Here is a 25,098-nt window from a genome sequence, read left to right as displayed (position 1 = left end):
GCCGTTCATGATTGGACCCCTGTATCTGATCGTTTCCCTGCTGCTCATCATTCAGGCAGGCTGCAGCAGCACCCCGGCGGTCAGGAAACAGGCGGCGGAACCTCCGGGTATGGCCGAGACCATGAAAGTGGACGGCATCGAGCGGTTCGCCCGCATCGACACGGACGTTTACCGGGGCGGCTCTCCCACCGACAGCGGACTCAAGTCGCTGAAGCGGGCCGGCGTCAGGACGCTGGTCTGTCTCCGGGATGACGTTCCCTACCGCGAAGCGGCCGGGGCATTGGGCCTTCGAGTCGAGCACATCCCCTTGTCCGCACTGGATACTCCAAGCCGTGATTCGATCCTTCGTTTTCTGGACGTTGTTACCGATCCCGCCCTCCGGCCGGTTTTCTTCCATTGCCGGCAGGGAGAAGACCGGACAGGGGTGATGGCCGCGATCTACCGCATGCAGGTCCAGGGCTGGTCGCTGGAGGCAGCTATGGCGGAAATGGAGGCCTTCGGTTTCGGCGGGCAGTTCCTCGATCTGAAGAAGTCCGTGTTGTCCTATCCGGAGGCCGGGGGCAGGAAAACCAAGGTCCGCATGGCGCCGGGACTGGAAGTGGATCTCGAGGCCGGAAACCGCCTTCTCGCGGCGGGAATGGACGAGAAGGCTATCCCGCGCTTCCAGGCGGTCCTGCAGAAAAGACCGGACCTGCTAGAAGCACGCCTTGGGCTGTCGGAAGCCCTGGGGAGCATGGGAAAGACCGGTGAGGCCCTGTCGGAGGTACGCCAGGCAATGATCCGGGCCGGCTCCGGGGAGGAGCGCATCCGGACCTCCAGGGTGACGATCCGGATCCTGGCCGCGGCGAGCAATCGCGGAGAGTTGCCGCCTAACGGTCTCGACCTGGCCGAGCGGGAGTGGGAAGTCCTGAACCGGTACAAGGCCGAGGACAGGGAGAGCCTTCTTCGGCTGGGAAACCTGTTTCAGCAAGGTCTTTACCTTTCCAGGGCCATCGAGGCCTTGGAGCGCGCTCGCCGCATAGCGCACCCCTCCGGGAAGGTCGATCTCGATCGCCGGGTTGAGCGCATCCGGTCCGTATACTCTTTTGCGCCTCGCAGCGACCTGGGGAAGAGACTGGGGCTCCTGCCCCAGGTGACCAGGGGTGAGCTGGCGGCCCTGCTGGTGCATGAGCTGCGCGTGGATCGCATCCGGACGATCCGGGGATCGGCGACCTGGCGACCCTATGTCGAAAAGCAGGCGGCGTCGCCAACGGTGAAAGACATCGAGGATAGTGCCTATCGGGACGACATCCGGCGCGTTCTCGCTCTGGGCGTTCGGGGACTCGAGCCCTTCCCCGACGGAACGTTCCGTCCCTCCGACGCGCTGAGCCGCGCCGAGTTCGCCGTTATCCTGGAGGACGTTCTTTCCAGGGCCACCCGCGACGAGACGCTTGCCACGCAGATGATGGACAAGGCCTCCCGCTTCGAGGACGTGGAAGCCAGCGCCTGGTACAAGAGCGCCGCCGATCTCGCGCTGAGCCTCGGCCTCTTCGCTCCCGGTCCCGGCGCTCCCCCGAGATTTCAGCCGATCAAACCGATCACGGGCGTCGAGTCCCTCCAGGCCTTCCGCCTTTTGCGAAAGCGCCTCGACTCCCGGAGCCGGGCCATCGTGATTGTCGTGGACGCATTGCGGGGCGAGTCGGCCTACAACGCCCTCGACGCAAAGAGGCTCCCGAACCTGGAACGCCTGATCCGGGAGCGGGGGGTCGTGCGCTTCGCGAAGTGCCTCTCTGCCCTCCCTTCCATCACCCTCCCCAATCACACGACGATTTTCACGGGCGTCTACCCGGGCCGTCACGGAGTCCCCGGGAATGAATGGTTCGACCGGACCCTCGACGCCAATGTGCCCTTGTACCGGCGGACGCGGGAATACGTGAAATACGGCAGCGAAGACGATCCCGGCTTGGGGCGCGCCTGGTCCTTCGGGGGCATTCCCGTTCATGACCAGGACCTCTCCCGGGATGTGCGGACGATTTACGAGGCGTTCAAGGAGGCGGAGATGGCGAGAGGCCGCACGACCCGGACGGCGGTCGTTTTCGATCCCGTGAGACGGGGCGCCGACGTGGTCGTGAACCCGGACCTCTTCGACGCCCTCATCAGTCTCGATTTTCTGCCGTTCGTCAACCAGTACGCCCTCCTGGACGCCTCCGCCGCGCGAAAAGCCGTGGCCCTGATCCGAAGCGAGAATCCGCCGGAGCTGATGGGCATATGGCTTTCAGGACTGGACGGGTGGTCCCACGCGAAAGGCCCCGGCCCCATCGGAGGTGCCGGAGACCGGCAGGCGGACTACCTGGCGAAGCATCTCGATCCGCTGATCGGAGAAATCATTAAGGCCCTGGAAGACCGCGGATTGCTGGACGAGACGCTGATCTTCCTGGCATCCGACCATGGACAGGCGGACGCGGTGGCGAAGGACGAATTCACCGTCGATGCGGAGAGGGTCTATCATGCCCTGGCCGGAAGCCCGTACCGTCCACCCCTGGACAAGTCGGGACGCCTGGACGAAAACGCCACGGACTTCGACATCGCCGTCATGGCCGACTCCAACGGCAATGCGGCCCTTGTCTCCATCCGGCCCCCCGGGTCCCCCTGGTCTTCCCCGCCGGCCCGGTCGGACATCGAGGCGGTTTCGGCCCTCCTGCTGAAGGAGCCTTACGTGTCCCGGATCTTCTTCAGCGAGACCGGCATCCCCGGCAAAGAGCCCGCCGTCTTCCTGATGAGCGGGAACAATGGAAAGGTCGTGACGAGAAGGCTGGAGCGGGACAGCGAGGAGCGCCTCAACGCGCGAGCCCTGGGGCTGTCCGGTTCCGGCCGCTCGGGGGACCTCCTGGTGGAGGCGAAGAACCCCTACTACTTCTCCCCCCGGGGAAGCATCTACCTGGGACAGCACGGCCGCGGCGAGCGCGTCGAAGACCAGGTCCCCCTCCTGATCATGAATCCCTCCGGAGGCCGGCAAAGCATCGTGCGCTCGGTGGTCGAGATCGACGACATCGCGCCCACCGTGGCCGGGGCACTGGGTTTCCTGGACGCCCTGCCCGCCGACGGGACGGATCTCCTGGACCCTCCGAAGATTCTAGTCTCCTCCCATGCGGAGGACCAGGTGGTTCCGGCAGGCCGGACCACGAGCATCCTGGGATTCGTCAAGGACTCGGTCGGAATCGAGCGGGTGGAGTTCCGTGTGGACGGAGAAGACAAGTTTCAGCCTGCAGAGGGGACGTCCTTCTGGGAGGCGCGGGTCCGGCTTGCGCCCGGCCGCCACGCCATCGTTGTCAGGGCCATCGACGAGACGGGTATCGCCTCGACGGTGCGGTTCCATCTCATCGCGCAACAGGAGTAAAGACCATACCCTTTGGCTTCCCGATCGGTGTAATCAAACCACCATCGGGAAAATTGACATGGAGCGTGAATCATATGAAAAGGGTCGCAGCGGCTGGAATGTTGATTACGATCGTGCTCTTGGGTTGCATCTCTTGCGGAACAGGCAATGAAATGGAAAAGGCCGCGCTGGCCGCGGCGGAGCGGTGGCTGGTGCTGATCGACGAGGGGAAATATGCCGAGAGCTGGCAGGAGTCGGCAGGGCTGTTCCGGAACGCAGTCAGGCAGGACCAGTGGGAACAGATGGTGCAGTCGGTTCGTGGGCCCCTGGGAAAGATGATTTCACGAAAGTTGAAGGCGAAGGAGTACAGAACGTCCGTTCCCGGTGCGCCGGACGGCCACTATGTCGTGATCCAGTTCGAGACTTCCTTTCAAAACAAGCAATCGGCTGTCGAAACCGTCACCCCCATACTTGATCAGGACGGCCGCTGGAGAGTATCGGGTTATTACATACGATAGGCAATCCGATATCCGCCGTCGGGAAAAAGGTGTCCTCCGCGGAAGACAATGGCAGAAATCTGTCGCTGAGTGTGGTACATGGCTCCCGGGCAAATCACGATCCGATCCTCTCGAGCGGTTTCATGGTCCATCCGTCACGAATGAATCCGAACTCCGCTCCGGCGAGGCAAGAAGAACGCGAAAGGAGTGGTTCGGCATGTCGGGAAGGACAAGGTATTCATGGATTGCCGTCGTATTGGCCGCTTGCATCGTTTCAGGGTGTGCCGCTTCATTCAACAGCAAGGGACTGAATCTGGTCGCCGAGGCGAATTACACCCAGGTCGTCCGGGAATTCGAACCCGGTAAGGAACAGTATTCCAGCCTGCCCTTTCAGGATTTGATCTATCTGTGCTCCGCATACGGGGAGCTGAAAAATTACAAAAAACTCTTTCCCTGTCTGGATGCGGCCCAGGCCAAGGTGGACAAGGGAGATTTCATCGCCGATACCTGGAACCATTCCGCAACGCCGTCCAGACTCCGGACCAGCGCCTTGATCGAACTGGGTCAGTACGAAGACGCCGTCAAGGCGGCCGAACTCTCCAATAAAATCGTTGTCGACAACCAACTGAACCGCTTCGAGGAAGTCAAGGTGTTGGAAATCCTGGGGATTGCCTATGGCCTGGCCGGAAAGGCGGAAAAGGCCAATGCCGCCGCCGAACAGCTCAAAGGGCTTTATCTGGGTTATCCCTATATGCTGGTCAAGGATGATCGAAACATCGCTCTGGCCAAGATTTACATCATCCTGAAGAAGTACCCCGAAGCCATCGATGCCGTTTCCTACAAGTTTGAGGACTCCAACTCCTTTCTGAAAACAATCAGCGGGTGGGATGTCTTCACCAACAATAAATTGTCCTTTGAGTTCATGAAAAACAAAAGCCTCTATGAAGTGGGGCGTACTGCCGAGGCCAAGCAGGGCTATGATGCGCTGTTGAAGTATCCCTACATCCAGGACCGGGGGGAGATGCACTGGATTATCCTGTTCGACCGGGGCCGGATTGCCGAAAAAGAAGGCAACACCCGGGAGGCGATCCGGTTTTATGAAAAGGCGGTGGACGTTATCGAACAGCAGCGCTCCACCATCAATGTTGAGGCCGGGAAAATCGGATTTGTCGGGGACAAGCAGGCCGTGTATCACAGCCTGATCGCGGGGCTTTATGCGGACAGGCAGTATGAGAAAGCCTTCGAGTACGTGGAGCGATCGAAATCCCGCGCCCTGGTCGATCTCCTGGCCGGCAAGAAAGACTTCGTGGTCAAGTCAACCGGCAGGGAGGAACAGGTGCGCAATGTCCTGGCCGCCACGGTGAAATCGGAGGAGGAAATCCTGTCTTCTGACAAGAGCGTCAACCCGTCGCAAAGCCGGAGCATTGCCGTCAAAGCGCGGCAGGATCTGCAGCGCGACGTTCCGGAGCTGGCTTCACTGGTGACGGTGGATTCCACGCCCGTATCCGAGATTGCATCGTTTCTCTCCCCGAAAGAGTCCCTGGTCGAGTACTATTATTCCGGCAACGACATGTTCGCTTTTGTCATTACCGCCGGAAGCCTGCAAAGCATCAGGCTCAATCCCGCAGGGCTGGAGGAAGAGGTGGCGGCCTTCAGGAAGTCCCTGGAAAACCCCCGCTCGCCCGCAACGTTGATGCATGCCGGAAAACTGTATCAGCGCCTGTTCAAACCGCTGGAAACGGCGTTGCAGAACCAGAATCTCGTAATCGTTTCACATGGCATTCTGCACTACATACCGTTCAACGCTTTGCATGACGGGAAACAATACCTGATCGACCGTTACCGGATCCGCTTGATGCCCAGTGCAAGTGCCATGAAGTACCTGGGAGAGAAGAAAGGGAAAGGAAAGGGAGGGATCCTGGCCCTGGGCAACCCCGATCTCGGCAATCCGGCTCACGACCTTGTCTTTGCCCAGAAAGAGGCGGTCGAGGTTGCGAAAATCTGGCAGAACTCCAGAGTGTTTGTGCGGAAGCAGGCCACGGAGGATGTCGTGCGCAGGTATGGCGGGGAGTACCAGTACATTCACTTTGCCACGCACGGTCAATTTTCACCCGACAATCCGCTGCAATCGGCGCTTCTTCTCTCTCCCGACGCCGGTTCCAACGGGATGCTGACGGTGGACAAGCTTTACTCCATGCAACTGGACACCAGCCTTGTCACCCTGAGCGCCTGTGAAACGGGCCTGAGCAAGGTGGCCAACGGGGACGACCTGGTGGGGCTGACGCGCGGATTTTTCTATGCCGGAGCCGGTTCCATTGTTGCCAGCCTCTGGAAAGTGGACGACCTGGCAACGTCTCTCCTGATGATCCGATTCTACCAGGAAATGCGGCAAACGGACAAACTCAATGCCCTGCGCAAGGCCCAGATCGAAACGCGCAGGAAATATCCGCATCCCTATTACTGGTCTTCGTTCCAATTAACCGGCAGGGCCAGATAGGACATGGCAGACATCCGGCATGTTCATCCATAGCCGTCACATGCGCAAAATCCGCCCGCTCCCCTTGACGTCACGCGTCTCTCTTCATGCATCTCCCGGGAAAGCGGAGCGACGTTACCTTTACCAAATGGAGGAGCCCCCAATTCGACCGGACGGCCTTGGACGTAAATACGTGATCGGTCACAAATTCCCGGCTACGCCTTTCACCCTTTCCCCGCTTTCCTCTTGTCTTCCAATATCCCAACCAGCGGTCCATCCTCCCGCCACGTTCGGCAGGTGTTCATCAGGATCTGGAAATTCTCCGCCAGAAAGTTGGGGCTTCGATGGTCGTGATAAGCGCCGTATCCCTGCATCACGGAGGGACCCATCGCGGTCAGGAGGGCCACCAGGTGGTTACATCCTTTCGTACCGCCGGCGATGTCTTTCACCTTGGCCGAAAAGCCGCCGACGATCTTCATCCCCTTGACGGGATCCAGACAGTCGATGGTCTCCAGGCATTCGTCCCGTGGAATAACCGGCATTTCAACCTGCAGATCCTCGATCTCGAGGCTTGCTTTGTTCACGAGCAGACAGACGATCATCTGGTGCAGGATACCGCCCGACCGCTCTTCGCCCGTCGCCAGGTGATAATCCTTGAACCGGTAATCCGTCAGGCATCCCTCGACGACAAACCTTCGCTCGTCATAATCGTAGCTGGTCGTCTCGATGGTTCTGGTGTGGTACTTCTCCCCCCTCGGTTTTCCGAATACGAGCATCCCGTCAGCCTCCCCGTTCAAATGATGTCGGTCAGTCCAGAGATCCGTCAAAATAGGACACGTGCGCCTCGCAGCGGCACTTTTTGTTCCAGGGCTCCGAGCAGCGTTTGATCAATGCAACCTTCCCATCCCCGTCCGGTTTCGGTATCGGCCCGCACACGGAGGCGGATTCCTCTCCCGAAAAGCAGTCCCAGAACACTTCCTTCGTGTACACCCCGCAGCGGTCGCAGTAAAAGAACGATTCCGTGCATTCGTCGCCCAGGATGCTGCCGGAGATGGAGGCAATGCAATCTTCCTTGAACGAGAATTCCCTGTTGCACCGGATGCAGTTCATGTCCCCGACGGCCGATTATTTTCCAACCAGTTTGATGAAGCCCGGGTGATTCCGGATGCTGTTGAACTGCGGGGCCTTTCGGGCGCTGTCTTTGCAAGATGAATCAAGTTCCATCGCCTTCTTTAAATCCGTCAGCGCTTTCTTCGAATCCCCCATAAGTGCATAAACCAGGGCCCTCTTATAAAAGAGAGTTGCACGTTCCGGCTTCAATTTGACGGCATCATTGTATTGATCGATCGCAAATTCGTAATCCCCGCGCCTGGAAGCATCGTCCCCGTACAATTCAGCGGCTTTGCTGTAATCGCTGAGCGCGAGATTTTTCCTGCCGATCATCTCATACATGATTCCCCGCTGTTTAAAATTGAACCCGATCGGTTCGAGCTCAACGGCCTTGCTGTAATCAGCTATCGCCGATTCAGGCTTGTTCATCAAATTCAGCAATACACTTCCACGAGACAGATAATTGGACGCATCTCTCGGGGCGAGTTCGACGGCTTTGCTGAAATCCGAATAAGCAAGATCGCCGTTTTGAAGGCCGCTATAGGATGTTCCCCGATAAAAATAATAATCTGCATCCTTCGGTCTCAATTCGATCGCCCGTGTGTAATCCTGGATTGCGAGACGGTGATTCCTCATGACGGCATAGTAGAACTTCCCGCGTTCAAAATAAGCCTCCGCCTTTTCTACGGGACTGGGAGCCGCCTCAATTGCCTTCCCGAATTCCCGAAGTGCGAGATCGGGCTTGTTCAGCTCCTTATAGGTCCATGCCCGATACAGAAAGGCTTTCGAATCTTTCGGATCTTTTGTTAACAGTTTGTAGAAATCCTGCATGGCATGGTTCTCGTCGCTGATCACCGCCCGTGCATAGTAGGCCTCGATGTTGTCAGGGTCCAGTTCGATGGCTCGACCATATGCTTCCACGGCCTCCTTGAATGCCCGGCGGTCTTTCGCCGCAAATCCTTTCTCAAGCCATTCCTTGGCCGACAACTCCTTGATCGATAGATCATACGCCGTCTTCTTCGCCTCCCGGTTTCCATCCTTCGCCGACGCCAGCTCCTTCCGAAGCTTTTCGACTTCCTTGAGCAGTGCGTCCGACTTCTTCCTCATCATTTCCAATTCTTTTGTTTTTTCACGATCCTTGCGAAGGTCGTTGATCGACTGGACCACCTTGTCCGAATCCGCCGCGATTTTCGATTTCAGCCAATAGACACGGCCATCCCACTTTTCCTGGATGACTTCCGTCTGGACAATGCCGGCGGTCAGGGTTGTGATCTGGTCCCGGGTGAGCTGAACGTTTTTCACCTCCGTCTCGCTTTCCAGGTAGGTCCCCAGCTCCTCCAGGAGAAGCCTTTTCACCTCCCTCAGGGCGATGACCCGGCTGGAGTTCCGGCTGTCATCCTCGCTCGCCTGGTAGGTGTATTCCTTGATGAAGGTCCTGGTTTCCGCAAATGCGGGAATTGTAACGGACAGAACGAGCAAAAGCGAAAAGACGGCGATTCTCTTCGGATTGAGTTTCATCGGTCGATGTTCCTTTCCCGGATGGACGCAATTTCAATACATCAGGACCGGGTGAATCACAAGGAGATGACCATGGGAATGCGGGCGTCCGAGATGATCGAACTGGGGTATCGAAGGGCGGGGGAATTTCTTTATCAGGCGAAGCAGATCGAAAGGGCTTGAAGGTTGTCCGGGGCCTTCATTCCGCCGGACATGACGCATCTCACTTCCGCCGGTCCCGGTTTTGTCTGCGGCGGACTTCGCTCACTCGGTCTTGTACATCTCCCGGTAGATCTGGGTCTCGATGGCCTTGAAAATCTTTTTGTACTGATCCGCTCCAAGCAGCCGCCGCATCTCCCATCCCGCTGACGACTTCTTCTCCGTAATGACGGTGAGCGTCACTTCCGTTTCCTTCCAGTTGATCTGGCGGGTGCGGGCGGAGCCCCGGGTTCTCCATTCACCCTGATACACATAGTCCGACGTCACTTCATGCGCGTCCGCATTGACCGTGGCTTTCCCGAGGTCTTTTTCATTGAAGACCTTGGCAATGGCCTGGAGAACGAACTTCTCCTTGGCCTCGTAGACACGGGTGACCTGCTCCGGCGTGTCGGTGGGCTCGCCGGCCTCCATGCAGGCCCAGAGGAACAGGCTGAAGGTTGCAACAAGCAGCAGGATGAGAAACGGAACCGGTCGAGGGAGCTTTCCTGTTTTTTGATGACCGGGTTGAAGTGCCGTGTGGCGGGAGTGGATTTTCATACGGGCACTTTAAATTCATCAAAGCGCCGCGTCAAGGAAAGAGCGAATACCGGAACGGCAATTTCCGGTGCGGCCTATCGACCGGTGATGAAGGGACGGGAAATGTCCGTGCCGGGCAAAAAAAAGAAGATGGGACCGCCTACGGGCGATCGCACAGGCTTAAATGCGGGTTTTTACGAACTCATAGATCTCGGGCTGGGTGCAAACCTCATAGTATTTCCTGGACGTCTTGTCGATCACATCCACGGTTTTGGGCTTGACCCGAAGCACTTCGGCCTCCCGGATGACGAGGCGCTGGGACCCGCCGCTGATCGTCGGCACCGTCCCCGTGTACAGCGTGACCTTTTCGCTGCTGTTTATCGGATACTCCACGCTTTTCAGGCTGATTTCCTTGCACAGCTTGGCAAATCCCTCGGGACTCAGCTCGATCCCGTTGACGTTGTACCGGAGGGACAGGTCGTCCGCCGTGGCCTTGAATTCCTCATCCGGGATGTCCTGGAAGACAAACAGATTGAAGAGCCGGTTTTCGTCCTTGAGTTGTTTGCGCAGCGTCTTGCTGCAGCTCGACAGGCGGTCCGCAAGGTTGATGGCCGGGGAGATGATGATCCGCGAATCACCGTCGAACAGAAACGAAGGAGGACTCTGGTGAAAGCAGATGCCGATTCCCAACTCGAGCACCGGCAGTTTGTGCTTCTGACTCTTCACGTTGTACTGCTGGACGATCTGGAGCAGCCTGACGGCCAGCCCGCAGGCGCGGGCCACGCTGTACCAGCCCTCCGGCGTGTCCTCGTGCTCGAAGATCGACATGATGATGGCGTCCCCCTCGATAAACTCCTTGGCCCCGCCGTAGTCGAAGAGAATTTCGGAGATCGGGTCGAAGAAATTGAGGCTGAAATAGGATGCCGGGTTCAACCCTCTTTCAATCATGGTGTATGTGATGTCAACGGATCCCCGGATATCCGCCTTCATGATGACGTGATTGACGATCGGCTTCTCCCCCATGATCCGTTCGCTGGGAAGCAGAAACTCATACAGGGACCGGTTTTCCCTCGACAGCATCATCTTTTTGTCGTCGTTGACGAGGCTGACGGCATCCATGACGCCTCTCAGCAGCTCGTAGACGCGCAAATCCCTGTGATAGCGGGAAAAATCCCTCAGGAACTGCAGGAGATGCCGTTGCTTTTTGGTCGTGGAGCAGCCTTGTATCTGGCGGCTCGTTTTATAAAGCAGCTCAATGGCATCCGGTTTCCTGCCCTTCAACTGCCGGATAACGGGTTCTCCCGATCGGGGATCGAGCAGGAACTCCCTCAACTGGTGAAGCCGCAGAGGGGGACAGTACTTGCCGTATATCTCCCTGACTTCATACGCCGCAACGACCTGCCTCATGACGGGAGATTCATTGAATCTTCGATAAAAGAGAGTCAGCAGGCTCTCCTGAATTTTCATCTGCGACCTGATCGCTTCGAGCGTCTCCCGAGGCTCTTTGTTCCTTTTCAATCTCTCATACTTGTCCCGGCTCTCGAAACAGTCGAACAAGATGTCGATGTTCTCGATTTGCATCAGCAGCGGATCGAAGCCGTTTCCACCCGCCAGCAATTGCCTTTCTTCGATTTTCAATCCTGGACCGTCTTTATGGACAGGCTCCCCGCCGCCGGAATCCCCATCGGATAAATCCGTCTTTTCCAACAGATCGTAAATCATCATTTTCAGATTCGCGTAATTGTCGGGATCCTCCGACCTCTGGCTGATCAGCACATATGCCTCGATCAGAAAAAGATCGTCCACCATGTTGTCCGTGTAAAGAATCGGGTTGAGGAAGATATTATCGGGAAGGATCTGATCGGATTGAAAGTTCGACTCCCGGATATCATGAAGAGTTCCGCCGTTGGCCTCGGTCATCAACCGGAACAGCTCGTCTCCGACGTGAAGAAGAATCCGCTTCTGGTTGTAGTTTAATTCATTCAGCTTCTCTTTGATTTTAAAGGATTCGTACGAATCATGGTCAAGGGATAATTCATAGCTTCTTATAATATCCTTAAAATTAGCGATAAACGTTTCATATTGGTTCCTGATTTCCTCAATAAAGAACTTTACGAGAGAAATCTGCCCCAACAAGTCAATCTGAACTTCCGCCGCCGATTTGGCCCGGTTGATTCCGTCCAGAAGAACATCGCTGCAGATCTTCCTCAACGTATTGATGTCATTCTTAAGGTTTTCTCTTTGATAATCTTTGAAATAGTTTTCGGCACCACTATGTTTAATGACGAGAAGAGAAATCGTGCGTTTGACGACATTCTGAAACTGAGGACTTATGTGAACGTCGATGTGGATATTGTCCACCCCGCGAACGAGTCGGTCCAGGGAAAAATCGATTAGTTGACGTTTGAGAGGGAGTTGTTTAAGGCTTGCCGGTTTTGAAAATGAATTGAGTAAACTCAGCATAGCTTCATCCTTGTTCAAGTGTCTCTTTATTCGGCCCAGTGATCATACGCACTTCTCTCATCACATTAGCTCTTCTCCCTACTAAGCGTAATTACAGGCATTTAAGATGGCAGAGCCCATGCTTACGGAAGAAAGACGGTTGTGTCAAGTACTTATAATTCAGTGGAATCGCCCGTGTGGAAGTTACTGCGAGAAATCTTCGTTTTTTCAAGAGCCCGGCGGCGGATTGCGGCCGGCAGGAAATCATGGACATGAAACCATGGATCACGTAAGTTTCAAGGTACGATGAGTACAGCAACGGGAGAAACACATAAGGGGAGTGCCGATCATCTGCAGGCCCTGCTGGATGAGATCCCGTCCGACCGGCTGGTTGCCTGCGTGCCGACACACGAATCCCTCATCCTGCATGACGGCGAGAAGGAAATCGGCCGCATTCCCCTCGACGGCATTACCGAGGTCTCACTCCTGGACGACACCTCCGTCCAGAGAACCTACCCCCTGGGCCGATTCCTGTTTCTGGGACCGCTGGCGCTCCTCTTTCCGAAGAAAACCATTCACGTTGCATACCGCCTCAACATACAGTGGAAAGATCCCGATGGCGGATACCACTTCACCTATATCCGCATCCCCACGCAAATGCTGGCCAAACAAACGCTCAACACCGTCGAGCGCTCGCTGAATCCGGAGGTCCGAAAAGACCTGGCGCAAAAGGCGGCAAAAGCAAGAGAGCGGGCTGCAGCATCGCCAAGGGGGCAGGACCGGCCTTCCTCCGAGGTCTCGCCATTCATCACCTGCCCGCACTGTACCATGGAGTTCAGGAAGACCGACCTCCCGCCCGGCGGCATGTGTCCGGTGTGCGGCCAGCCGCTCTGAGACCGCCTGCCCGAGCCCCTGCCCCGTTTCCTACCACGCCCGGTCCTCACCGATATGGGTGAAGTACTCCCGCCGGAACGTCTCGTAGTCTTTCTTCAGGGTCCTGTAGAGTTTGCAATTCTCGAGGGCGATCGCTCCCAGGTTGGCGACCGCCCCGATAAAATAGATGTCGTCGATCGTGAACTGCCGCGGCTCCGCCGTGTAAACCCGAATGACACCGACGATTTCATCCCGCAGCATCATCGGCACGGACAGGATCGACGCGATTCCTTCTTTCCGGGCTTCCTCCGGGTACTGGATCCGGTCGTCATCCGACGCATGGAGGACATTCACCACTTTGCCCGCCAGGGCTTCCGCAAGGCTTTTGTCCGACAGCACGGGGCCCTTCGTCCGGTATCCCTCGCTCAGTCCGAACGACGCGACATGGCTGAGCACTCTTTTATTCCGGGAAAGGAGCATCAGCGAGCACCCCTTGGCATCCACTCTCTTCGCAACAATCTCCACGATGGAATGGAGAATGTCCCGGATCTGGCGGGTGGAATTCAGGACGGCCGCCGCTTCGTATAATCCGTGATAGTACGTCTCGATACGCTTTTCCATGTCGGCACCTCCTTGTCCTGAAAAAATTTCGTTCACGGACCCCCTGATGCACCAATGCTTGAAAGGAATCCTTCACTGGTTGCCGCTTGCGATTCTCGTTGAGGTGATGAACGGGGTCGATCGTTGCCGGTATATCGAGCGTTGTTCGGAAGGTTATGGAAACGAACGCGGAGGCATAAACATTCTTTTCATATAATCTTAATGCCATTCGCGGCATTCGTCAATGCAACAGGCGGAGGCAGTCCATGCATTTTCCAACGATCGGCTTTCAATTCTTCCCGATGATGGGTAAAATGCCCGTCGGGCGACTCGCCCCCGGGAGGTGCGTCCATGAAGAAGATGTTGCCGATGGCCGCCATTGCAGTGGCCCTTTCAGTGTTTTTCACAGCGGCATCCGCATCGGTCGCTGCGTCCGAATCCAGGAAAAACGCCCGACAGACAACATCCATAAAGAAAGTCCCCCCGACCATTGCCTTCACCCGTGTTTCGGAACCCCGAGAGCACGCTTTTACCATGCTGGTCCCGAGGGGCTGGATCGTGGAGGGGGGGATCTTCCGCGTGGATCCGAACAGGACCGGCGGAACCGGTAACTCCATCGAGGCCAAGTGCGACATCGCGGTCAAGAGCGACGCCGAAGGCACGGTCATGCTGCGGAGGCTACCCAAGATCAATTACGCCGACGGTCCCATGCTGCCGCCGACGCACGGCCCCGGGATGAACTACAACGGAATGACTGTCGTCCGCATGCCCGGTTGGGAAGATTACCTCCTGTATGTGTTTTCGCAGACCAGGGCGGGCGCGACCGGCGCCCGGGTCGTCCAGAAGGAGTCCCTTCCGAAACTGGCACAGCTCGTTAGCCGGCTGTCGGAGCCGGTCGCCCGGGCACTGATGCAGGTCGGCATTCAGCCTCCGACCTATCAGGCGGGATTCATCATCGTCGAATACACGGAGAACGGAAAGGCCTACAAGGAGCTGCTCTATACGGTCCTGGTCGATGCCCGCCGTTCCATGGGCCTGTGGGCGAACGACTTCACGACGACGATGCGTTCGCCGGCGGGTGACGTGGATCAATGGAAACCCGTGCTGGACATCGTCGGGAACTCGGTCCGGCTGAATCCGCAGTGGGTGGCGGGAGAGTTGCGGGGGCAGGGCGAACGGGCCGAGATTTCCCGGAAGGTCCTCGAGGATCTGAACAGGATCGACCGTGAGATTACGGCTCACCGGACCCGCACCCAGCAGGCCATTCAAAAGGACCAGTATCTGACCCTCACCGGCCAGGAGGATTACGTCAATCCCATCACCGGGAAGGTCGAGCGGGACACGAGCGACTGGAGCCGCCGCTGGGTCAATGCAAATGGCGATTACATCTATTCGAACGACACGACCTACGACCCGAACCGCGATCCGGGCCTGCCCCGGCAGGATTTCCGGCTGACCCGGCCGAGACGCTGACAAAATCCATCAAGCCTCTCACCGGCACAGGCACCGGACGATGGCCCGCGGGACGTCATGGATGCTTTTCAGGGAGATCAGGCTGCCCCGCCCTTTCGCGGCGATCTGTCCGGCCAGTTCCGGGTTGCCGCCGGGCAGAACGACGACATGGAGCTGCGGGAACCGGCGGGCGACGCCCAGGGGATCCTGGCCCGTGTTCTGCCCGCCGTCCGTGAGCAGGATGCCGGTCCGGCTGTCGATGGTGGACCGCTGGATCTCCGTGAGACCCGCCAGGAGCCCGAGGCCGATGTTCGTCCGGCCCTCGGGGCGGACGTACAGGACGGTGTTGATGATCTCGTCCAGGGGCTTCGCCTGGTCCATCCGCTTGCAGACGTTCACCTTCTCGGAAAACAGGACGACGCCGTACTCATCGCGGGCGTCCAGGTTCGCGGCGAGGGACGTCACGGCGATCGCCGCCATGGACAGCTTCTCTCCCTGCATGGAGCCGGACGCGTCCATGATGATGACGGCCGCGTTTTTCCGCTTCTTTCTGTCCAGAACAAAGAGGTTCTCGTAGCGCGGCAGGGGGTGCTCGACCGTCGCCTCGATGGTCCGGTCGAGATCGATCTCGTCCCCCGAAAAGGTAAACGGCACCGTGGCGACATCGCCCGTGGGCGCTCCCCGGTGGACCAGCTCGCTCCGGGACACCCGGTAGATCATACCGATCATGAGATGGAGGAACTGCTTCCGGACGTTCTCGTCCAGGCGATTCCAGGTCCTGGTCAGGAGCTTCCGGACCAGCTCGGGATCGCTCTCTTCCCACTGCGCCAGGAGAACCCCGTAGTTCCCCAGCATCCTTCCCACGGTCCGGGAGTATTCTTCGGAGATGCCAAAGACGGTCCTGAGGTCGCCCTGCCGGAGGAGGTCGTCGATCCGTCGCTCGATGGGGAGAAGCTCGGCGGGGTCCCGGCCGGCCCCGATCGATGCGGTGCCGGATTCGAGGAGAAGCTCAAGGTCCCGGAGGGTTACTTTTTTTTTTGCCTCTCCAGCCTCTCCATGATCTCTTCGATGATCTCTTCCGGCTTTCTCTCGCTCGTCTCGTAGAGCCAGATCTTGTTGCGGAAGGCCATGAAGGCCGCCTGGGTCTTGAGGTCCCCGGCCTTCAACGCTCCGGAGGGATTCCCGGGCTGCAGATCCCGGCCGCTCCGGTACACGTCCACCATGTCGATGCTCCCGCGGACGGACGCGCCCAGCTTGAGATCCGGATGCTTCCGCGTCTCCCGGGCGATGTCCACGGCCAGTTCGACGATCCCGTCTTCGGCTCCTCCCGTCCGCCGCCGGACAATCTCGATCTCCTCCTCCCGCGTCTGGTAGTCGATCCGGATGGAGGTGAAGCGGTCCTTCAGGGCCCGGGAGATCCGGCTGATGCCGATGTCGTCCAGGGGGTTGAGCGCCGCAATGATGCGGAACGCCGGGTCCGCCGCCACGATCCCCAGCCTCGGAACGGTCAGCCTCTTTTCGGACATGGCCGTGATGAACACGTTCGTCGTCTCGTCGGGCAGCCGGTTGAACTCCTCGACGTAGAGGTACATCCCTTCCTTCATGGCCTGCAGGAGCGGACCGTACTGGAAGAATTCGGGGCGGTATCCCCTGGCCAGGGTCTCCGCCGGGTCGAAATAGCCGATGAGCTTCGACGTCGTCAGGTCGCTGTTCCCCGTCACCAGGCAGTACTGGCGCCCCGTGCATTCCGAGACGGCCTGGAGGATGGTCGACTTGGACGTCCCCGGAGGGCCTTCCAGAAAGATGTGCTTCCCCGCCTCGAGCGCCGAGACGATCATCAGGATCTCCCGCCTGCGCCCGACAACCCGTTCATAAACATTCTTCATCCGTTCATTCATGATGTTCGACCGCTCACTTTCACATGCCAAAGAACTGAATATTATCTTAATCGACACAATGCATGGTTCCCGGAGGGAGAGCGCATCACTCCCCCTCCGGGAACTGAAACGTTGCACAAAAAATACAAGCTGACCGTTATCTATCCGTCCATCATGATAACAATCTCATTCATTTCAATGTGGAGATTCGCTCATCTCCGCAGGCCGGCGATCGCCTCACCCGTCAGCGCGCGGTGTACGCGCCATCAATGGGAATCAATGACCCGGTGATGTAATCCGCTTCATCCGAGGCCAGATAAACCGCCAGTTTGGCGATCTCTTCCGCAGTTACCCAGCGTCCGAGAGGGGTAACATCCTCCACGTACTTCTTGACGCCTTCGTCTTCATAATAGGGCCTGCACATGGCGGTAGGAGCGTAATTGGGGCAGATTCCGTTCACGGTGATCTTGTCCGGGCCGTAATCGATCGCCAGTTGCCTGGTCAGATTGGCCGCGGCCCCCTTGGATGCGCAGTAAGCCGGCTCGTTGGCGAGGCCGACCAGTCCGCCGATGGAAACAAGGTTGATCACCTTCCCGCCGTTACCCTGATTGAGCATCTGGGCAATCGCATACTTGCAGCCGTTCCAAACACCTTTGATATTGACTCCCATGGTAAATTCATATTCATCTTCCGTGCATTCATGAATTTTTGCCATGCGGGTAAATACCCCTGCGTTGTTCATGATGATGTCGAGCTTGCCGAATTTCTTGACCGCCGCGTCGACCAGATCCTTTACCTCCGTCTCTTTTGTGACATCACACTTGACGAAGATCGCCTCGCCGCCTGCCTTTTTGATGGCTTCGTCCGTCGAGAGATTGATATCCGTTTCGTATCCCTCGGGCCTGGCCTCTTTCCGGATATCACTGCACACGACCTTGGCGCCGCTTGCGGCAAACGCCTTGGCGATGGCTCGTCCAAAACCGGAACTGGATCCCGTCACAACAGCAATTTTACCTGCCAATTTATTCATTTTTTCCCCCTTGGATATTTTAAAAGGGCAGAGGCGTCTCTACCTTTGCAGAAAGAGACAGCCTCTCCCTTGTTTTGATGACTTATGGCTCCCTGCTTAGGCTTTCAGCTTGCCGCCCGGTTTTCTCATCTTCAGGGTCTGCCGCCACTCTTCGGGTGAAACGATTTCCCGCCCGAGGAGCTCCACGATCTGCTTGGTAGCAAGATACGTCTCGAGATTGTTCTTGATCTTCTCGTCCCGGTGGGGCCATTTCCAGACGGAATCCTCCATGCCGACGCGGATGTGCAGGCCCAGAAGAAGCGCGAAGGTCGTGAGGTACGTTGAAGCGCGGCCCGAGGCGCAGACGACGATCTGCGAATCCTCGTCGATCTCCCGGATCCTGTTGGTGTAGTGCATCAGGACCTCCACCATGGCCTTGGGATTCTGCATGGGCGATCCGCCGGGCAGCGTCGGAAGGATGATCCAGTAGTAGGGTTTCTCGAGCAGACCCGTCTTGATAAGGTAGCGGTCCGCGTTATCGATATCCCCGTCACTGTACACGGCGATCTGCGGCTTGCAGCCCAGCTCCTGGCAGATTCTTGTCTTTTCGATCATGACATGGGGTGGCTTGCAGAAGAGCGTGTCCCCGCAGAAAGCCGCCACAGAGTTGATCGGCGTCTGATCGAAGAGCCCGTCCTCCATACATTCGATGAATTTTTCCCATTCGCCCGTCTGGAACGGAACCATGCAGCCGCAGACCAGCCGTTCCGGAAACTGCTTTCGGATAGGGTCGATCACGTAATGGAACAGTTCCGGGTCCAGAACGTTGTATCCGTTTTCGTCGCGCACATGGATGTGCACGTTGGGAGCGCCCGCTTCCAGGCAGGCCAGGGCCTGATCCCGGATCTCGTCGGGCTTGATGGGATGATTGGGGTTTCCCTGTTTGCTGTAGAAGGCGCCGACTATCGTCTGCGACACGAAGACCTTCTGCGGGATTTTCCACTTCGGCTGAACCTCGATGCCGATGCCGAACTTGGTCCCCACGGGGTCCACGACTTCGGGAAGTCCGTAAGGGATCCAGAGGCACTTGAATTCCTCTTTCATGCCGAGCGGATTCACGTCTTTCTTCCACTCGTTTACCCATTCCCAGTTCACTTTGTCTTTTGCCATCGCCAATAAGCTCCTTTCGTTTGTATTGGCTACTTCATGCTTCCGTTAAGTTACTGAAGCTTGTTCGCTCGTTTGGGCAGCCCCGACCTCCTTCCGTCACCCCCTTCCCTGGACATTGAAATCAACTCAAAAGTTTTTAATATTTTGCGTCTAGCCCGAGCGCACCCGCCTCATCGATATTTTCATTCATCATATTAAACACATATGGTCACCCGACATGTTCGTTAAGACCCAAAGACCGCTGGAAATCTTGTGATTCCGTCAAGTGTCGACCTCCATCGCCACAGGCTTGACACCTCAATCCTCCCGACACGGGATGATACTTTCACAGGATGACAGAATCCGCACCGGGAGTGTTTTGATTGCATCCTATTGATTCTGTTCATTATTACCCAATCGATTCATGCCTGCTCCAATTCTGCCGAAAGCATCAGTAATTCAATTGCACCACCGTGGACCTCGATCGGAAAGAGCTGCATCGCCGGCCAGACGTTTTTGTTTTTTTCAGTTTATAAAAAAAGATCCGTCGGTTGTCAAGGTGATTTTTCTATGATACTCAAAACAAACTGGCCCGGTAAGCGCTGGTGCAAGGCGCAGGGAGGAAGGATGTCCTCACAGTCAAGCGAAGGGTGGGGGGATTGGAATTGGAGACAGCAAGGCTTCGGGCCGATGACGGCAGAAGAGAACGGCCCCTCGACACCGGAAGCAATTTTTACCTGAGAGACTCAAAATGGCAGGAGCGTAATTTTATGTTTCATGCGGATACGGGCGATGGATCACCCCTTAAAGCAACATGACTCAACAATTATACTAATTTCAAAAAGCGGTTCAGACATATTATGTCGAACAATACCTCTACTTACAGTTGTTACCATCCTTCAGTTTCGCCATTTGATGCGCCGACAGACATCTCACAGGAACGAGGCAAGATCCTTAACAGTAAATAATCATTGACAATATATACCCGTTTTGTTATATACTGAAATTTCAGAATTGCCGATATAATAGAAATGTTGACTGTAATTTGCCGTAAAGAAAGGAACATGAATGAACAGTGTCATTGATGATAAAAAAGAGTTACAGAATGTCGGGCAACGGCTGAAGAAGCTGAGGACAACCCGAGGCGTTACATTGCAGGAAGTTTCGGATAACACGGGGCTGTCCGTTTCATTCTTAAGTCTTTTTGAGAATGGGAAATCAGGAATCAGTTTAGCCAATTTGCAGAAGATCCTGAAACTCTTTGACAGTTCGATACATGACCTGATCGACACATCGGAAGATGAAAGAGTTGTTAAATACGAAGAGGCAAAAGCAATTATCTCTGATAACGACGATGTTAAAATCTACTCCCTGGTAAAAAAAGCAAGGAACAAAAAAATCTGGGCGGGACTTTTCATTATGGAGCCAGGGGCTTCAATTGGTGATTTCCAGCACGACGGAGAGGAATTTTCACACGTCATTCAGGGAAAGATAGAGGTAATCTTAACGGATCCTGCATCAGGCAAGGTTGAAAAGTACATCATTACAGAAGGAGATACAATTTACCATCCAAGTAATTTCCTTCATAAATATACAAATTTGAGCAAGCAAAAGACAATATTTCTTGCCGCCGTCACGCCACCGACGTTTTAATATGTTTTTATAGATGAACGGTTTTTTCTGATCGTCCGGCCGGCGCGCCTCCTCCCTGAAAGAATCTAAAAGATTCCCTTTCCCGGGGGCATGCCTCCCGGATCCCCCTTCTCCAGGTTGCTCACCCGGACCCCGATCAGCCTCACCTTCCGCCGCAGCTCCACGCGCTGGAGGCATGAGAAGGCCGCCCGCCGGATCAGGCCTTCGCTCCGGACGGGGTCGATGAGGGAGCAGCTCCGGGTGACAGTCCGGAAATCGTCGAACCGGACCTTCAGGGTCACCGTCCGGGCCAGGTAGCCCCTCCGCTCCAGGTCCGACGCCACGTCCCGAGCCTGCTCCGCGATGGTCCGGGCGATGGCCTGCCAGTCTCTGACGTCCGCCTGAAAGGTCGTCTCCCGGCTGAAAGACTTCGGTTCCCAGTGGGTGATCAGCGGACTGTCGTCGATCCCCCGGGAGGCCTCCCGGAGGTAATGTCCATAGGATTCCCCGAAGCGGCCGACCAGGACCTCCAGGGGAAGCACGGCCAGCTGGGCGATAGTGAGGACGTCCATCTCCCGGAGGGAGGCCTCCGTCTTGGGGCCGATGCCGTAGAGCTTGCGGATGGGAAGGGGCCAGATCCGGGTCTCGATGTCGCTTTCGCCTATGATCGTGAGGCCGTCGGGCTTCTCGAGATCCGAGGCGATCTTGGCCAGGAGCTTGTTGGGGGCGATGCCGATGGAGCAGGTCAGGCCGGTCGCTTCCCGGATGCCCGCCTTGATCCTCCCGGCGACGGCCTCGTTTGTATCTTCCAGAAGCGAGAGATCCAGGTAGGCCTCGTCGATCCCGACGTCCTCCATGGGGGCACCGATGCCCAGGAGCACGCCCTTGAATGTCCGTGACGCGGCCTCGTAGGCCTCGAAATCCACGGGAAGAAAGACGCCCCGGGGACAGAGGCGCAGAGCCGTCTTGAGGGGCATGGCGGAGTGGACGCCGAATTTCCTGGCCTCGTAGTTCGCCGTGGAGACGACGCCCCGCCGGGACGGGTCGCCCATGCCCCCAATGATCACCGGCTTCCCCCTGAGGGCGGGGTTCCGCTTCTCCTCCACGGCGGCGAAGAAGGCGTCCATGTCGATATGGAGGATCCTTCTGGCCGGGGAGCCGTTCAGGGTCCGGTTTTCCTCCGGGGGGAGCGATGGGTTCATGCCATGGCGTTTCCAGTTTTTCTTGAGGCATGCATATAGAACGACCGTTCTAATGTCAAAGAAAAACTGGGCCCGGCAGACGGTGATCCGTCCTGCCGGATTGCGCCGAGGCAAATGCGGACGCGGGCCCGGCGTCAGGACTCTTCGGGTGCTGCAACGGGAAGGATCCGCGGCTCGAAGAACCGCTTCACCCAGCCGACGGACCAGGCGGCGGACTGGACCTGGACGAGATAGGCCGCGCAGATGACCAGGGCCGCCTCGGCGCCCGCCTCTCCGAAGGCGTTCATGGCCACGGCCATGGCAATGGAAAGGTTCCGCATGACCGTCCCGTACACGAGGGCGATGGCGTCTTCCCGGTTCAGGAACGTCTTCCCTGCCAAGGCACCGAGCAGGTAATTTCCCCCATAGAGGAGGATTACCGGAACGAGCACCTCTCCGACCAGGAGCGGATGGGCGGCGATCTCCCTTGCTTTCAGGGCCACGGCGACGAAGACGATCCCCAGGACGCCCAGGGTTGAAAAAGCCGGAAAGCGTGGTGCCAGTCGCTTTTCAAAATCCCGCTGACCGTAACGCCGGACCAGCGCGCGCTGTGTCGCGTACCCCGCCGCCATGGGCAGAAAGACCGTAAGCAGGATTTGCCCGAATACGGCCGGGAGGTCGACGGCCACCTTCGCTCCCAGGAGGGAGTTGAGGTAGAGGGGCGTCAGGAGCGAGCCCAGGATCAGCCCCACGACGGTCATCTTCACCGCCGCCTCGACGTTCCCCTTTGCGAAGCCCGTCCAGGCGATGGTCATGCCGCTCGTCGGCACCAGCGCCGCCAGGAGCAGCCCCAGGGCCAGGAAGGGCCGGCCGGGAAAGAAGGCCAGACCCAGCCCGAAGGCGGCGAAGGGGACGATCCCGAAGTTCATGGCCTGGGCCATCGCCTGGGCCTTCCCGTCCCCGCCCTCCAGGATCTTCCGGAGCTTCATCGTCACCATCATGGGATAGACCATCAGGAAGGTAAGGGGCAGGATCCCTCCTTTCAGGACCCGCGCATCCATCACCATGCCGACGGCGAACCCCAGCGCCATGGCTGCCGGGATCGCAACCGCCAGGTTCCGGTTCAGGGTTCCAAGGATCTTCATCATCGTTCATTCCTCGCGTTTTCAGGGCCTTCCGCCTGCTTCCCGGTACCCGGAAACCGGGTGCCGGGAGCGGGCGGGAATGCATCGGGAAGCGATCGGCCCGGCATCCCGCTGGGCCGGGTCGCGTTCTTACTGGAGACTGCGGTCGACGATGGCGGCAAGCTGCTCCCGCGGCAGCATGCCGACCCGGGTTTCCCGGACCTCTCCGTCCCGGATCACCAGGAGCGTCGGGATGCTCCGCACCCCGTACAGGAGCGACGTCTTCGGATTCTCGTCCACATTGACCTTGACCACGTTCAGTCGCCCTTCGTAATCCCGGGCGATTTCCTCAAGGACGGGCCCCATCGCCCGGCAGGGTCCGCACCAGGGCGCCCAGAAATCGACCAGTGTCGGCCGCTCCGCCTTCAGCACCTCAACGTCGAAGGATGCATCGTTCACGGACTTCAAATGTTCCCGGGTATTCATTTTTCCTTCCTCCTTATGCGTAAACTTTCGTGGTTTCAGTGGGACGGCTGTGTTAGAATTTCCATCCCGTTGATTCATCCCTACAGGAGGACGCAGAATGCGTCATTGATCTGGATCAACGCCGGCAGAAAAAAATCATGGATACGGCAAAACAGATCCGGGAGGTCGCCCTGTTCGAGGGGATCGGCCGGGAACGCATGAACGCCCTGGCGACACAGGTCGTCCGGAAACCCTTTCGCCCGGGAGACCTGATCATCGGGGAGGAGGATCCGGCCCGGGCCTTTTATGTGATTCTTTCGGGCAGGGTGAAGCTCTACAAGAGTTCCGCGGAAGGAAAAGAACAGACACTTTATGTGCTCGGCCCGGGAGAACCTTTCGGCCTGTGCACGGCCTTCGCCGTCGATTCCTTCCCCGCCAGCGCCATGGCCCTCGAGGAGGGGAGCCTGCTTGTCATCCCCGGCCCTGTCATCGAAGAGATCTCCCGCCAGGAACCCTCTCTCCTCCTGAACATCATCCGGGTTCTCTCGCGCCGCCTGAGAGAATCCATGGCGCTCGTGGAGTCCCTGTCGCTCATGGAGATCCCCCAGCGCCTGGCGACGTATCTGCTGAGCCTGAAACCCGGTGCGGCCGCGGATTCCGTTGCGCTGCCGATTACCCAGCGCGAACTGGCAAAAATCCTGGGTGCCACCCCGGAGGCCCTCTCCAGGGCCATCAAGAAAATGAGCAATGAAGGCCTTCTCCGTACGGAGGGGCGGGTCGTCCGCCTGCTGGACCGGCCGTCTCTCGTGCAGATGGCGGAGGGAAGCTGATCCCGCGACAACAGGTCAGTTTTCGGCCGGTGATTGTGTTACAATGGCATGTCCACCTTTCTTGGAGGTGAAATCAATGATCGACGTAGAACGGATGAAGATGGAAATCGAGGAGCGGCTGAAGGAGATGCAGCAGCTGTTCTCCAAAAAAAAGACGGAGCTCAGTCCGGAGAGAAGCCTCCAGCGGGCTTTCGCCCTGGCCAGGGCCATTGCGGTCAGCCTTGAAGTCCGGGATACATACAAGGAAGGGCACCAGTTCAGGGTGGCCGACCTCGCCCGCGCCATCGGCGAACAGATGAATCTGGACAAGAACCGGATCACCGGCCTCCGACTGGCAGCCCTGCTTCATGATATCGGCAAGATCGACGTTCCGGGTGCGGTTCTCAACAAGGAGGCGAGGCTGGACGAAAGCGAGGCCCTGGTCATGCAGACCCATGTCGAGATCGGGTATGCAATGCTGAAGGGAATCCGCTTTCCCTGGCCGGTGGCGAGAATGGCCTGGGAGCATCACGAGAGGATGGACGGCTCCGGATACCCGAGAGGCCTGAAGGGAAAGCGCATCCTCCTGGAATCGCGTATTCTGGCGGTTGCCGACGTGGTGGACGCAATCACGTCCAAGCGGGCCTACCGGCCGGCCCGGGAGGTCCACGTTGCCATCTATTCCATGAAGGGGGACCGGGGCAGCATCTTCGACCAGGACGTCGTGGACGCCTGCCTGCGGCTCTTCGACATTCAGGGTTACAAGATGCTTGAGCTGGATTGATTGTGCCGCTCGACGGCCCCCCCGTTCGGCA

At 57.7% G+C, this 25,098-nt stretch carries 21 protein-coding genes; 8 read left to right on the top strand and 13 right to left on the bottom strand.

Translation table 11 applies throughout. The annotated features are described in order from the left end of the window. Window positions 1-7 precede the first annotated feature (7 nt). The 3 genes from HPY65_09925 (at window position 8) to HPY65_09915 (ending at window position 6,349) form a co-directional block, all read left to right on the top strand. Window positions 8-3,376: a sulfatase-like hydrolase/transferase gene (locus HPY65_09925; GenBank protein NPU84794.1), complete on the top strand. Its 3,369-nt coding sequence runs from the start codon at window positions 8-10 to the stop codon at window positions 3,374-3,376. A 152-nt stretch (window positions 3,377-3,528) separates the two neighbouring features. Further along, a complete protein-coding gene (locus HPY65_09920) occupies window positions 3,529-3,873 on the top strand; it encodes a DUF4019 domain-containing protein (GenBank protein NPU84793.1) in 345 nt (114 codons plus the stop codon). Window positions 3,874-4,069: 196 nt separating this feature from the next. After that, window positions 4,070-6,349 carry a CHAT domain-containing protein gene (locus HPY65_09915; GenBank protein NPU84792.1) on the top strand — a complete coding sequence of 760 codons (2,280 nt, stop codon included), beginning with the start codon at window positions 4,070-4,072 and terminating at the stop codon, window positions 6,347-6,349. Window positions 6,350-6,552: 203 nt separating this feature from the next. Here the strand turns inward: HPY65_09915 and HPY65_09910 are convergent, their stop codons facing one another. The 5 genes from HPY65_09910 to HPY65_09890 all read right to left on the bottom strand — a co-directional run bounded on the left by HPY65_09910 (window position 6,553) and on the right by HPY65_09890 (window position 11,881). Next, complete coding sequence (locus HPY65_09910) at window positions 6,553-7,104, bottom strand: DUF2889 domain-containing protein (protein NPU84791.1); 552 nt, start codon at window positions 7,102-7,104, stop codon at window positions 6,553-6,555. A gap of 31 nt (window positions 7,105-7,135) precedes the next feature. Further along, window positions 7,136-7,438: a hypothetical protein gene (locus HPY65_09905; protein NPU84790.1), complete on the bottom strand. Its 303-nt coding sequence runs from the start codon at window positions 7,436-7,438 to the stop codon at window positions 7,136-7,138. Window positions 7,439-7,453: 15 nt separating this feature from the next. After that, complete coding sequence (locus HPY65_09900; protein ID NPU84789.1) at window positions 7,454-8,956, bottom strand: tetratricopeptide repeat protein; 1,503 nt, start codon at window positions 8,954-8,956, stop codon at window positions 7,454-7,456. 243 nt (window positions 8,957-9,199) lie between these two features. Beyond that, on the bottom strand, window positions 9,200-9,691 hold the full coding sequence (locus HPY65_09895; protein NPU84788.1) for a hypothetical protein: 492 nt from the start codon (window positions 9,689-9,691) through the stop codon (window positions 9,200-9,202). A gap of 159 nt (window positions 9,692-9,850) precedes the next feature. After that, window positions 9,851-11,881 (bottom strand): hypothetical protein, encoded by a 2,031-nt coding sequence (locus HPY65_09890; GenBank protein ID NPU84787.1) that lies wholly within the window; start codon window positions 11,879-11,881, stop codon window positions 9,851-9,853. Between the two features lie 537 nt (window positions 11,882-12,418). On the opposite strand from HPY65_09890, the gene HPY65_09885 reads away from it, so the two are divergent. Further along, a complete protein-coding gene (locus HPY65_09885) occupies window positions 12,419-13,006 on the top strand; it encodes a hypothetical protein (protein NPU84786.1) in 588 nt (195 codons plus the stop codon). Between the two features lie 30 nt (window positions 13,007-13,036). Here HPY65_09885 and HPY65_09880 read toward each other — a convergent pair whose 3' ends face one another. Next, a complete protein-coding gene (locus HPY65_09880; GenBank protein NPU84785.1) occupies window positions 13,037-13,606 on the bottom strand; it encodes a GAF domain-containing protein in 570 nt (189 codons plus the stop codon). Window positions 13,607-13,936: 330 nt separating this feature from the next. Here HPY65_09880 and HPY65_09875 point away from each other — a divergent pair, with 330 nt between their 5' ends. Beyond that, window positions 13,937-15,058: a hypothetical protein gene (locus HPY65_09875; protein ID NPU84784.1), complete on the top strand. Its 1,122-nt coding sequence runs from the start codon at window positions 13,937-13,939 to the stop codon at window positions 15,056-15,058. 18 nt (window positions 15,059-15,076) lie between these two features. Here HPY65_09875 and HPY65_09870 read toward each other — a convergent pair whose 3' ends face one another. The 4 genes from HPY65_09870 to HPY65_09855 all read right to left on the bottom strand — a co-directional run bounded on the left by HPY65_09870 (window position 15,077) and on the right by HPY65_09855 (window position 19,093). Further along, window positions 15,077-15,901, bottom strand: coding sequence for a VWA domain-containing protein (locus tag HPY65_09870; GenBank protein ID NPU84783.1), 825 nt, complete (start codon window positions 15,899-15,901; stop codon window positions 15,077-15,079). A gap of 161 nt (window positions 15,902-16,062) precedes the next feature. Beyond that, window positions 16,063-16,923, bottom strand: a complete 861-nt coding sequence (locus tag HPY65_09865) for a MoxR family ATPase (protein NPU84782.1) — start codon at window positions 16,921-16,923, stop codon at window positions 16,063-16,065. A 235-nt stretch (window positions 16,924-17,158) separates the two neighbouring features. Then, window positions 17,159-17,944, bottom strand: a complete 786-nt coding sequence (locus tag HPY65_09860) for a glucose 1-dehydrogenase (GenBank protein ID NPU84781.1) — start codon at window positions 17,942-17,944, stop codon at window positions 17,159-17,161. Window positions 17,945-18,040: 96 nt separating this feature from the next. Further along, window positions 18,041-19,093 (bottom strand): 3-keto-5-aminohexanoate cleavage protein, encoded by a 1,053-nt coding sequence (locus HPY65_09855; protein NPU84780.1) that lies wholly within the window; start codon window positions 19,091-19,093, stop codon window positions 18,041-18,043. A 1,047-nt stretch (window positions 19,094-20,140) separates the two neighbouring features. Between HPY65_09855 and HPY65_09850 the strand changes: the two genes are divergently transcribed. Next, window positions 20,141-20,725 (top strand): helix-turn-helix transcriptional regulator, encoded by a 585-nt coding sequence (locus HPY65_09850; protein ID NPU84779.1) that lies wholly within the window; start codon window positions 20,141-20,143, stop codon window positions 20,723-20,725. 65 nt (window positions 20,726-20,790) lie between these two features. On the opposite strand, the gene dinB is transcribed toward HPY65_09850, so the two are convergent. From dinB to trxA, 3 genes are all read right to left on the bottom strand, one after another. Beyond that, window positions 20,791-21,906, bottom strand: a complete 1,116-nt coding sequence (gene dinB, locus HPY65_09845; protein ID NPU84778.1) for a DNA polymerase IV — start codon at window positions 21,904-21,906, stop codon at window positions 20,791-20,793. 134 nt (window positions 21,907-22,040) lie between these two features. After that, the gene (locus tag HPY65_09840) at window positions 22,041-23,033 is read right to left on the bottom strand and encodes an arsenic resistance protein (GenBank protein ID NPU84777.1); all 993 of its coding nucleotides are present in this window, start codon (window positions 23,031-23,033) and stop codon (window positions 22,041-22,043) included. 126 nt (window positions 23,034-23,159) lie between these two features. Further along, window positions 23,160-23,495: a thioredoxin gene (gene trxA / locus HPY65_09835; protein ID NPU84776.1), complete on the bottom strand. Its 336-nt coding sequence runs from the start codon at window positions 23,493-23,495 to the stop codon at window positions 23,160-23,162. 137 nt (window positions 23,496-23,632) lie between these two features. On the opposite strand from trxA, the gene HPY65_09830 reads away from it, so the two are divergent. Beyond that, window positions 23,633-24,304 (top strand): Crp/Fnr family transcriptional regulator, encoded by a 672-nt coding sequence (locus HPY65_09830; GenBank protein ID NPU84775.1) that lies wholly within the window; start codon window positions 23,633-23,635, stop codon window positions 24,302-24,304. A gap of 76 nt (window positions 24,305-24,380) precedes the next feature. Beyond that, window positions 24,381-25,067, top strand: coding sequence for an HD-GYP domain-containing protein (locus HPY65_09825; protein ID NPU84774.1), 687 nt, complete (start codon window positions 24,381-24,383; stop codon window positions 25,065-25,067). Window positions 25,068-25,098: the final 31 nt, after the last annotated feature.

Source organism: Syntrophaceae bacterium (assembly GCA_013177825.1).
Lineage (GTDB): Bacteria > Desulfobacterota > Syntrophia > Syntrophales > PHBD01 > PHBD01.
This window is presented reverse-complemented; position numbering and strand designations above follow the sequence as displayed.